Source organism: Pseudomonas sp. F01002 (genome assembly GCF_004402115.1).
GTDB lineage: Bacteria > Pseudomonadota > Gammaproteobacteria > Pseudomonadales > Pseudomonadaceae > Aquipseudomonas > Aquipseudomonas frigoris.
This window is the reverse complement of sequence record NZ_SOPU01000015.1, coordinates 515,524-527,530: the sequence shown is the minus strand read 5'-3', so window position 1 is coordinate 527,530 and position 12,007 is coordinate 515,524. Positions and strand designations below refer to the sequence as shown.

The 12,007-nt window shown below is 58.2% G+C and carries 6 protein-coding genes; all 6 read right to left on the bottom strand.

What is annotated here, in order from left to right; translation table 11 throughout:
• Window positions 1–53 precede the first annotated feature (53 nt).
• The 6 genes from E3W21_RS11940 to cobG all read right to left on the bottom strand — a co-directional run bounded on the left by E3W21_RS11940 (window position 54) and on the right by cobG (window position 12,004).
• Window positions 54–5,081, bottom strand: coding sequence for a TcdA/TcdB pore-forming domain-containing protein (locus E3W21_RS11940; protein ID WP_305955681.1), 5,028 nt, complete (start codon window positions 5,079–5,081; stop codon window positions 54–56).
• The gene (locus E3W21_RS32130; protein ID WP_305955680.1) at window positions 5,066–7,162 is read right to left on the bottom strand and encodes a TcdA/TcdB catalytic glycosyltransferase domain-containing protein; all 2,097 of its coding nucleotides are present in this window, start codon (window positions 7,160–7,162) and stop codon (window positions 5,066–5,068) included. The genes E3W21_RS11940 and E3W21_RS32130 overlap by 16 nt, the downstream gene beginning before the upstream one ends.
• A 481-nt stretch (window positions 7,163–7,643) precedes the next feature.
• Window positions 7,644–9,347 (bottom strand): precorrin-3B C(17)-methyltransferase, encoded by a 1,704-nt coding sequence (cobJ, locus tag E3W21_RS11935; protein WP_134419917.1) that lies wholly within the window; start codon window positions 9,345–9,347, stop codon window positions 7,644–7,646.
• Window positions 9,347–10,078 carry a precorrin-2 C(20)-methyltransferase gene (locus tag E3W21_RS11930; RefSeq protein WP_033053597.1) on the bottom strand — a complete coding sequence of 244 codons (732 nt, stop codon included), beginning with the start codon at window positions 10,076–10,078 and terminating at the stop codon, window positions 9,347–9,349. Before E3W21_RS11930 ends, cobJ begins: the two co-directional genes overlap by 1 nt.
• Window positions 10,078–10,704: a precorrin-8X methylmutase gene (locus tag E3W21_RS11925; RefSeq protein ID WP_008038718.1), complete on the bottom strand. Its 627-nt coding sequence runs from the start codon at window positions 10,702–10,704 to the stop codon at window positions 10,078–10,080. The genes E3W21_RS11930 and E3W21_RS11925 overlap by 1 nt, the downstream gene beginning before the upstream one ends.
• Entirely contained in the window at window positions 10,697–12,004 is a 1,308-nt protein-coding gene (cobG, locus tag E3W21_RS11920) for a precorrin-3B synthase (protein WP_305955679.1), read from the bottom strand. The genes E3W21_RS11925 and cobG overlap by 8 nt, the downstream gene beginning before the upstream one ends.
• Between the last annotated feature and the right edge of the window lie 3 nt (window positions 12,005–12,007).

Below are 12,007 nucleotides of genomic sequence, written 5' to 3'. Positions count from 1 at the left end.
CCGACAGCCACTCACACATCGAACAGGTTCAATGTGTGAATGGCTGTCAGAACTCAATCTTCTATTTTTTCAACTATTGCGGTGGGCAAAATGTCTTTGAGTAACACACTGCTCGTGCTGCCCTTCCTGGCAACCAGGGTACTTACCAGTGTTGACACCGCGAAAGACTGATAGCCGCTCATCGCCAGAAATACGTTCCGGTGCAAAACGACATCGGTCGAGAACACGTCGCGAAAGATCAAGCTGTGTCCGCTGTCCGCATCCACAATCACCAGTTGCTCATCGACCCGGCTCGCCCACAACTGATCCGCAACCACGATATCCCAGATCAGTTTTCCCGGAACCGATGGCGAGTGGTCGAGCGAATGGCGGCAATCGACAATGACCGATTCAAGTTTCAACCACACGGCTCTGGTAAGCCGACAGGTCGTTGAACCTTGACCCAGTTTGAGCACCAGGATGCTGACATCATCGGCAATCAACGGGAGCAGGTCCGTACGCGTTTTCGACCCCTCGACCACCAGTACTTCGGCGTTTCGCTGGACATAGTCGAGCGGCCCGACCCTGTTGCTTTGCGGATAGGTGTGCAAAAAACCATCCCCGCTGTCATGCAGCATCACATTGGTTTGATGCTGGGTGCCGACGAGCGTGAATTGCGCAGCAATAGCGGTCTTCGGAATGCGGATCAACCGTCCGGTCCGGACCACGTACCATTGTTGGTAGTCAGGATCTTTGACGGACAGAAAATCGGCGCATCGATGTTCGTTCGCCAGCGCCGCCAGGCCCTCACTCAATTCACCTTCCAGTGCAGCAACCCAATGGCTGTTAACGCCCGAAATCCGTACCGGTTCGTTGTACTGTAAATCCACCTCCACACCTTCAAGCGTCGTTGCCCTCAGGCCAGAGCCTTCCACTGTTACGTCGCTAAAGGTCCAGCTCGCCCATTCCTGCGTCGGGGCTGGCAATGCCTCAGCCAGTAACAGTTTCGTTCCCTGGGCAAATGCCGTGTTCAAGTGGTCTGGATCGATAAAAACCTGACGGACAATCTTGCCGGTAGAAAGATCGAACAGCCAGGTGGCCTGATTGTCTGGAGTAATACTCAGCAACCGTACTTCTTTGCCGTGCCCCATTTCAGCGAGCAGCAGCCGACCACCCAAGTACCAGGCGCACAAACCGGCCTTGAAACCGGTCAAACCCAGGATGGCAAAACTCGGCACCGGGTATTGCAACGCAACCGTTGCCAGCGCCGACCACCATTGAGTTTGATCCTTGAACCAGTGCTCGGTCAGCCCGCCGAGTCTCAGATTCCCGTCCGGCATAATGTTAAAGAACAGACCAGAGTCGGTCAGGACGAGATAGTCCTGCTCAACGGCGACAACATTTTTCAGCCCAGGGGGGGAGATGTTGCTGGACGACCATTGTGCGCGACCATCCACCATCGACCTTTGCTGACACATGAGGCGTTGGTGAAGTTTGTCGTAGGTAACGAACACTTCGCCCTCGACACGGGCGGGAGCAATGAGCACAAGATCATTCAAGGCCTTGATCGAGTCTGCCCATCCCCGCTCACGGTGACGCCTGGAAGGTGCACGAATAATCAACCCATCACTGCTGCGCACCCAAACCAGATCCCGCCACTTTTCATCGATCTGCCAACAAATCGAAACCAGCGCACCGGGACGCCAGTTCACTGTATTGGAGGACTCTACCGGCAAGTGATAGTAGCCCAGTACCTGCTTCCAGTCCGTCAGCGTGTCAGCCTCCAAAACAGCCTGCAGTGCAGGATCCTGACCGCGGGTGATCGAGCTGAGCAACACGGCCCGGTCATGGATCACATAGGTCAGTTCATCGCGCTGGCCGTCCTTTCCAGTGAGCTGCTGCACGATCTGAATGCCGCCATTGGTCACGGCCTCACAGCGGACAATCGCCAGGTTAGCTCTAACAAGCAAACGATAGTGCTGAACCAGCGTCCCGGTGATCGCATCGACCTGCCAGACATCGAAACTCTCGGGGTGATAGAAGTAAGCCGAATCCTCCAACACCGCGCCCAATATCACCTCATCGGACAACAGGACATTCGGGTCGCGGATGTACAGAAAACGATCCTGTGCCGAGTCGTAATACGCGACTACCGTCCTGGGTTCGTCCGGCTTTTCGAACGGCACCACGAAGTTGCGAACGGGGGTGTAAGACGTGACCAGGCGATGTTCATGGGTCAGTGTCTTGAAGTGATCCAGCAACGCTTGTTCCCCGAGGGCCGGATCGGCCTCTTCTTCGACAACCTCCAGCCGACAGGCAGCAAGATCTACACGCACGATTTTGTTGTTCGACAGCTTGAGCAACACATGGTGAACGCCACCGCCACTGAACGTCACATCCAGCGCCCACGAAACAAGGTGTCCCCCCGCTTCTATCCGGATGTCTGTCTCCGCCAGCCATGGAGTCAGCAGCACCCATTGCATAGCAATGTGACCGGGTGCGACGAGTTCAAGGCTCACCCCGGGATTGAGCAGCACGGAACATTGAGCTCCTGCGCCTTCTACCCGATAGGACACCAGCCCGTGCCACACGTTCGGCAGCGCAGGTACCGCCAGTGAACGCTCGACGTTATCGAGACGAACATTGAATACCGTTGGCTTGTAGACCGGGTTCAGCCGGTTGACCACGTACTCGCCGGGAAACGAATAGAACGAAAACAGAAACTGCCATTGCCCCTGTTTGTTCTTTTTCTCCAGTCGACGTGCCGTGTCGTACCCGCCGGCATGACGAAACGTGACAAACGGCAGCAACTTGTATTCGTAGCCGTACCAGGTCTTGGGTCTGCAGGGCAGAACGATCGTCTGTCCTGCCTGTGGTGAGAAACTCGCCGAGTCCGGCAACTCAAGTCCCTGACGAATATCGATGGCTCGGTTGTAATCCACATCGAAATCCGGGACCCCGAAATGGTCCCGAAGGGGGAACAATTTCGGGCTGTCGAAATGGACGGTGGATGCGCGCAAATCCAAATCGGCAAACACAACCAAGGGATGCGCAATCCAGGCATTCAACGCCTTGTCCAGGTAATAGCCGCCTTGTACATACGACTTTTCAAGCCCATCAAAAAACAGCGCGACCTCCTTGGCTTCCTCCGCAATCGTCGCAAAACCTTCGGCCAGCGCAGTAACGCCTACTGCCAACCCGCCAAGAATTACCCCGGCGCCCCCCAGCACCGAGGCCACCGTACCCGCGCCAGCCAGGGCTGCCCCCAGACCGGCTGCGCCTACCACCGCACTCGCGGAGTCAAAGGCCAACTGCGTCCCGAACTGCGCCTTTTCAATCTCATTGGTGGCGTGGCTTAGCTGATAAATATCAAACCCGACATTCACCAGCCCCAGCACAGTACCGACGCCTTCATTGGCGATATGCCCCAAGGCCTTTTGCACCAACGGTGCGCTGGTGCGGGCGATCAGCTTTTCATCGTCCAGTGCCTGACGGACCAGTTTCACAACGCCAATCAAATCCACCACGTTGCCATGGGCCAGTTGGGCATAGTTGACGTAGGCATGCAGGCGTATAGCGGTGGTCAGGGCCTTGTCACCACCGCTCGCTGCAGTCTCGTGATGACGCAGTACGTTCATCAAGGCTTGTACGGTGAACCCGGCATTGAGCGTATGAACGCTGCCGGCGTCCGTCGGATCAAGCGGATTGACCGGCGCACGCGGGCGAGCGGCCAATGAATGGAAGGTTTCGGAAAGGAAGTTTTTAATTCTCAGGAACCGGTGATCGCTGGTGGTGACACGCTCAATGGTCTGCCCGGCATCGGTGTTGACCAGACTGATTTTGTATTCCCCTGCTGGGGTTATCTCCAGTGTCTCGAACAACGCAACAGAATCCGACGCCAGCCCGTGTTGCTCCTGCAATTGCCGTGTCGCCTGCGCGATCTGCCCACCCCACCAGTGAGCGTCCAGTTCCAGCAATGAACTGCCCAGCGTCGTGTTGTTGACCAGCGACTGCCCCCGGGCACTGGCCAGCCGTTGTCTTACCCGCGGCGCCGTTTGCTCCGGCAACGCGCCTGGCTCCGACAGGCTTGAGACCTGAACACCGGACGCAAGCACCGTGGCGTTCAGCCCGGCACCATTGAGTTCAATCAGATCAAAGGTCGGACGCGCCACATCCCCAAAAGCGGCGTAATACCTTGCCATCTCCTTGCGGATGAAAAAATGCGTCAGCGCCTCACCGAACTCCGAGGCAGTCGCAAACTCGAAGATCCCGAAATTCGGATCGTAGAGCAGGTATGTGCTATGCGGCCCCTCTAGCGTTTTTGCAACCAGCATCGAGTGGTTGTCAGAGTTGAGCATCACGGTGGTGGTGGCCGTTTTTTCTTCCAGCATCGCTACGATCTCAGTCAGCTCGGAGCGCATCAATGGCGTGCCTGTTTCATTGACAGGGGCGTCACGCAGCTCCTCGATCATGCTCAAAAACGCCCTTGAGTCGGCGGCTTCAGGTTCTGTAACTGCCAGGTAAAAGCGTTCCCGCAAGCTGTTGGCCGCGGTGCTGTTTTTGTGGAGCGCAGCAGCCATGGCCAGCGCCAGCGGGTAACAGCGTCCAGCAACCCGGTCGCCCGCTCCTTCGAGCAACAAATCCTGGGGCACCAATTTGAAACTGCCGTGATCAAAGCTCTCCAGCACTTCACCGATTCGTTCGCCAATCCGGTCGCGGTATTCGAGCTTCGACGCTTGCTGAATTTTGGCAACCAACCGTCCCCACTCCTGCAGGGTCAGCGGACGTTCGAGTGCCTGTTTCTTGAGTTCGACACTGGTTTCGGACAGGGCCACGGGCGGATTGGAAGCACGCGTCAAACCAGCAAGGAAAGCCGGGTGACGTTGCTTGAACAGCTCCCGTTCAATGATCCCGTAACGGTGGCTGACCCCCAACTCCGACATCGTATTGGCAAGGTTTTCAAGCATTGCACTAGCGGCGTAAAAATGCTGGTTATCCAGTGCATTGACCCCCAACAGGCCACCCAGCAAAAGACGTTGCAGCGGGTTTAGGTTCACCGTGAGAAGCGGGTCTTTGCCGACCTGGCTCAGCAGTTCATCCATCGACAGAGTTTGTGTCTCCGTGTCCAGGAGGGAAGCGGGGGGGGGCGGATGCTGGCATCCTGAGCGATGATCGCTTGCCGGTCATCGAAGCTCAGGGACAATGACTTTTCAAACGTCACGCTGCCGTTGTGGCGCTGACTCATCGCCTGGCGAAATGGCTCACCGAGATCATCAGCCAGTTGCTGCAACAGGTCGGTGATCAACACATGACGACCTTCGATGACCGGCCAGCCTTCTTCGAAATCAATGCTCTGGTACTTGAGCAGCTGCGTGACATCACCGGCATAGCGGGTTTTGAACTTCCCGGCCTCCCAACGCTGCTTTTCTCTATTCAGCCATTGAGCCGTGTCGCTCTCGTTCTCCTTCCAGGAGTGATCCAGCTCCTCCTCGGTCACCAGGTTGACGGTTGCGATGGGTGGTATGGAAACTTCAGCTCTCGAAGCTTCAGCGCCCCGTGGGGTGAAATGCTTTTTTTCGTAATCCGCCAGCCCATCGCGCATCGCAGCCGGCCCAGTCAGATAAATGGTTACTTCACTCTGCGGACGGATACCGTCGCTATAGTAAGTAGCGGCAGCTTCCATCAAAAAACTGACCGCTATTTCCTCCTCACCCGACAGTTCATGTAAGGGCCCAAACTTTTTCTCGACCACCTCCTTGGCAACCTGAATGACTGCCTGAGCGTCGATAAGCGCAATCTTTCGTTCAATGGCTAACCGGCCGGTGGCATCAACCACCTCATAGTTAAGCCTGAAACGGTCAAGAATGGCCTTGAGCATTGCTGACCCGGGATGAGCCATCATGAACGCGTTACTCAACGTGCTGTTTACGACGACAGCACGCAGTTCATCCGGTCGCACCTGGCGCTCTACCGGGCGCCGGAAAACACTGCTGATATCAGGGCGGCTCTTGGCAAAATTCTCCAGCGCCTCACGGTGCTCCAGGGGAATTTGCTCGAAATAGTTTGTGTACTTGCTGCGTATAACCTGCCGCCCCGGCATCCACTCAGGGCTGTGGTCAAGTATCAGTTGCAAAACACCCAGGCGTGCATCCGAGCCAAACCGGCTGATATCCACCCCGCCCAGGTTTTCTAACAGCGGAGGCAGATAATCGACGTCTGCATAACTGCCACCGTCGGCGAACAGTGCCTCGGCGCGAACAATATCGGAGGCGGCAGCAAAGTTGCCACGCAAGCTGATTTCTCGCTCGTAGATGTCCTGCAAGTACAACGGTGTCGCCTCGGTGGCGAGATCGCGAAGAACAATAGCGCCTTCTTTCAGCGACAACAGACTCTGGCGGTTTTTTTCCCTTAGTACTTTCAACCGCCCTTCATCTTGGCTATAGGCTCGAACCAACAGATCGATCCTGGCGTTGTCGGCGCTCTCGCCGCGCTCTACCGCTTTATTAATGTGCGCAAACATTTGCTGCTTGAGAGCGATGACCCGCTCTTCATACTTGTCGCCTAGCTCAACAGCGTTACTACTGGCCTGCCCGCCATTCTGCATGGCGTCAGACTTGGCTGCCTCGACAATAATCCGATTGGTTTCGTAGGCCAGCAATGCATCGCTGTCGTACCAGAGTTTGAGGGTGTAACCCTGCCCAGACAATGTCTGCTTCCAGATATTGATGTAGTCGCGCTGGATATCGCCCATACCACCGCCGAGCCAGACAAAATGCAGATTGTCAGGAACGTTTGTTTTGGGAATCAGCAACTGCTGCGTACCGTTCGACAAACGAGCCTCGAAACCTTCGAGCCGTTCGTAGATGTCTGTCACGTCGGGGGCCGCGCTCTCGGGAGGAAGCGACTCAGTCGTTCGTCGTTGTCGACCGGCAGGCCCGACAAAAGATGCCAATGCTTGCTTCAACAGGCCAAGCGGTTCCAGCATCCGGGGCGAATCGAGCAAGTCGATACAGCCTGAGTAATACCTGAAGACGGCGTCGTACTCGTCGGTACCTTTGTGCGAGATTAACGCCTGCTCAAGATCTTTAAGATTAAAAAGTTTTGCGAACTTTACATATTCACCGATATACGAAACATCCAAATGACTATTAAACAAGACACTCTCCAGCTTCAATGTATGCAATTAGATTCCGTAAGACAGCCGCGCAAATACCGCTCGACGACAACGTCAACCATTTCGTATTTCTGAACGAGACCAGATCAATACGTGAAGCAACTACTTCACAGGAGACAAAACTAAATCGTAAAAGCGGGCACTTCAAACCAGAAGAAATTCAATTAATTTCAATACAATCAAATTTGAAATAAATAAAACCTTATATTGCCGACTTAAATAAGCACACTTAGACAAACAAAATCGCCGGGACCATCAGCAAACAGGCGGCGTTGTGACTCATGCACAACGCCGAAGTTTTTGACTGCAAAAAAAGCACTAGATAAAGGAAGAAAGCAGCGACAGAAAACAGTATTAATTCTTCGTGGAGAGAGTCATAAATCCCACAACGACTGGTGAAATAAATGACGCATCAACGCCAAAGTGAAAGTGCCGACCAGCAGACGGGAATGTATTAAGTGAAAAGCGGCCCACGCGGGGCCGCTAAGGTTCAGGAGGCAGGCTTGTCGCCGTACCAACGAGGCGTATACACCCACTCGCCACCCTCGGCACGAGGGAACACGCAGGTGGTGGAGGAACCGATCAGCACCATGGTGCGCATGTCGACCTGGTCGGGGGTCAGTTCGCCGAGCGTGGTAACCCGTAGCGTCTGACCAGGACGGCCAATGTCGCGACCCAGTACCACCACTGTTTCCGGTGTGCGATGCCGGCCGACGATTTCCAGCGCCTGGCCCAGTTGCCATGGCCGCGCGCGGGAGATCGGGTTGTAGAACGCCAGCGCCAGATCGGCTTCGGCGGCCAGGTCCAGGCGCTTCTCGATGATCGCCCAAGGCTTGAGGTTGTCCGACAGCGACATCACGCAGAAGTCATGCCCCAACGGCGCACCGGCCTGCGCAGCGGTCGCCAGCGAAGCGGAAACACCCGGCAGGATTTCCAGATCGACGCTGTGCCAGCTCGGCTCACTCGACTCATGCAACGCTTCAAGCACTGCCGCCGCCATGGCGAACACGCCGGGATCACCGGACGAAACCACAATCACCGAACGGCCTTGCGCCGCCAGCTCGAAGGCGTGACGGGCACGCTGCATTTCTTCGCGATTGTCGGTGCAATGCAGCACCTGATCTTCACGGAACGGCCCGGCCATGCGCACGTAGGTTTCGTAGCCGAGTACGTCGGTGGCCCTGGCCAGTTCGGCCTTGACCGCTGGCACCATCAGTTCGGCGGCGCCAGGGCCCAGACCGATTACCGCCAAACGACCGCGTGCACGGCCGATCTGCGCAACGTCCAGCGGCTGAGTGGCCACCGCGATGGCAATGCCGGTATCCGCTGACACGATGGTAGCGTTCGGCACGGTGTGGCGGGACAACTCGCTAACGCCGCCGCTGACTGACGCAAACCGCAGAGGCACACCCAGTTCAAGTGCCGCTTCGCGCAATGCCGTGCTGGCCATGTTCAGATCGCTCGCCAACAGGCACGCCACCGATTGCACGGCGATTTTCGCTTGATGCAGGGCCGTGCGAATCGCGCCTGGCAGACCCGTCACCTCACCGCTCACCGCCACCAACACATTGCGCGGGTAAATCATCAATTCATTGGCCGCCGGTGTCCGCTCGGCATGGCCGACATGGATCGACAGATGCGCTTGAGGATCTTGCGACAACTGCGCCTGCGCCAGCCACGGCGCAGCCCCTTCGACGCGTACGCTTTGGCCGGCGAGCAAATCCGAGACGAAGCGCTTGCCCAGTTCCAGATCGCCGAGGGCGTAACCGCTGGGTGGATTGAGCAGACAGGTGCCGAAGCGCAACTCACCACTGGTGGTGATGGCGGCGGCGACCTCAAGACCGGAGGCAATCTCGCGCGCCATGACGTTCACACCGCCGAGGCCACCGAGCAGCGGCACCACGGCGCTGCCATCTTCAGCCACGGCCAGCACTGGCGGCTCGGCGCCTTTTTCCAACAGAAGCGGGGCCAGGGTGCGGATCACGATCCCGGCCGCGCACAGAGCGATAATCGGCGTGTCCTGCTGATAGAACTCACGCAAGGTGGCGCCGAATTCGTGATAGACGCGGTCCGCGCCTTCCACCCGTTCGGCCAGACCATGGATCAATGCGCCAGGGTATAGCTGCGCAATCTTGCGCGCAGTCGCGAGGCTGCCATTGCCCAGAATGACAATCGCCGGAACTGGACGGGACATCAGCCTTGCCACCTTTCGCCGGGCACAATGATCAGCGAGAAGTACGGCGAGGACATCGGCTCGACCTGATCCAGCGGGACGATTTTCTGATTGGCCATGGTCGCGCGCTCAACGTACAACGCACGCTCCGCCAGCCCGAGCTCTTCGAGCACCTGACGGACCTTGGGAAAGTTGCGCCCCAGCTTCATGATCACCGCGGCATCGGCATCGGCCAGACGACGCTTGAGATCGTCGGCGGGCAACACACCCGACAGTACCGACAAACTCTGATTGCGATACACCAGCGGCGCACCCAGCACCGAAGCGCCGCCGAGCATCGAGCAAACGCCCGGCACGACTTCGGCTTCATAGCGCTCGGCCAGTCGATCGTGCAGGTACATGTAGGAGCCGTAGAAGAACGGATCGCCTTCGCAGATCACCGCCACGTCACGGCCAGCGTCCAGGTGCGCCGCGAGTTCTTCGCCGGCCGCATCGTAGAAATCGCTGATCACTTGTTCATACGACAGCGGCGCCGGCAGCGCCTCGGTGGTCACCGGATACACCAGCGGCAGCAGCGTTTGCGCGTCCTGCAAATGCGCCTCGATGATACCGAACGCGTTGCCCTTTTTGCCCTTGGCGACGAAGTACGCCACCACCGGCGATTCGCGCAGCAGGCGCAGGGCTTTGACGGTAATCAATTCCGGATCACCGGGGCCGACGCCCAGGCCGATCAAACGTCCAGGTTGCTGCATCATTCGATCTCCGTGGCGAGGGCATTGACGGCGGCGGCGGCCATGGCGCTACCGCCCAGGCGGCCTTGCATGATGACGAAGGGCACGCCGCGACTGTCCGCCGCGAGGGCTGCCTTGGATTCGGCGGCGCCGACGAAGCCTACCGGGAAGCCGAGAATCAGCGCCGGTTTCGGCGCGCCGGCGTCGAGCATTTCCAACAGATAAAACAGTGCGGTCGGCGCGTTGCCGATCACCACCACGCTGCCTTCCAGATGCGGGCGCCATAGCTCCAGCGCGGCGGCGGAGCGGGTGTTGCCCAGCTCGCGGGCAAGCTCTGGAACACTTTCATCACGCAGGGTGCAGATGACTTCGTTGTTCGCAGGCAAACGCGTGCGGGTCACGCCTTCACTGACCATCCGCGCGTCGCACAGAATCGGTGCACCGGCGGCCAGCGCATCACGCCCGGCCTTGCCCGCGCCTTCGGAAAATTGCAGGCCGTCGATAGCGTCGACCATGCCGCAGGCGTGGATCACACGGACCGCGAGTTTTTCCAGATCGGCCGGAATACGCTCGAGGTTGGCCTCGGCACGAATGATCGCGAAGGAGTTGCGATAGATCTCCTGACCGTCGCGGATGTAATCAAGCATCAAGGGGGCTCCGTGAGCGGGCGTCGAGCAAGGCTGCGACCGCTTCAATAGTAAGGTTGCATGCGTGCAGCGCGCCGAAACCCGGCTGCGCTGCATCGCGAAAATAGAGGTCGTAGTGACCGGGAGAAACCGCCAGCAACGTAACTGGCGCGATGTGTGCGGCGGCGCAGGAACGCTGGCAGCCGGACAGGTGCACGTTCAGTGTCTGGCCGTGACGTTGCAGCAGCGCCGCCAGTTGTCGGGCATCGCCCTTGGTGTCGGCCAACCCTTTGCCGCACCCCGTCGAGCCGGTGCAGGCGATCAGATGCGCCAAGGCATCGTCGGCCGAGCAACGCAGGCCGAGTTGTTCGAGGCTGTGAATAACTTGAGCCGCAGTGTCGACATGAACACCGGGCAATAACAGGCTTTGCCAGGGTGTGAAACGCAAGCTGCCGTCACCCTGATCACGTGCCAGTTGTGCGACGCCTCTTAGCATCGCGGGATTGAGGCGACCCAGCGGCGGCACCGCGCCGATATACACACGCTCGGCCTCACCCTGTGGATGAGCGCCGATGTGCAAGACACTCGGACTTACCTTGCGCTGCCAACCCATGATGGGCATCAACGGCACACGTTCGGCCAGACGAGCGAGAAACCCGTCGAGTGAGCATTCAGCGAGTAAATGCCGCATGCGTGTCTGATCGGGACGCGCCAGCTCAAGAAACAACTCCAGCACCGCGACCACCAGCGGGTGGCCCTGCGCCAGTGACACCGTACCCACAGGCGAGTCCACAGGACACCCTGCCAGGCCGAATGCAAAAACCAGGTCGCCGTCTCGCTCAGTGGCGGACAACCACAGGTCATGGGGATGTTCGAGCATCGCCAAGCCTTCGCCGCCATCCAGTTGCACGGCAAACTTGGCGCTGAGGTCGTGGAAGCGTTCATGGCTTTGCAAGGCTACAAGGATCTGTTCAGCCAGCGGGCGCGTGTCGAACAGCATCTGCCGATCAATCCCGGCGCTGGGGCTGAGCATCAAATTGCGCACATCGTCGCCAGCGGCAGTGCTTGGGCCCAACCCGGCAGCCATCAGGCCATCGATCATGGCACCGTGTTCACTGCCGATCCCGCGAATTTGCAGATTGGCACGGTTGGTCGCCTCGATCACGCCGCCGGCGAACCGCTCAGCAGCACTGGCCACCGCTTCGGCCTGAGCCGCACTGATCGAACCGCCATTCAACTTGATCCGGCAGATACCGCCATCCAGCGCCTGGACGATACGCAGCAACCCCGGACAGGCCGAGGGACGTAAGGCTAAGGACATCGG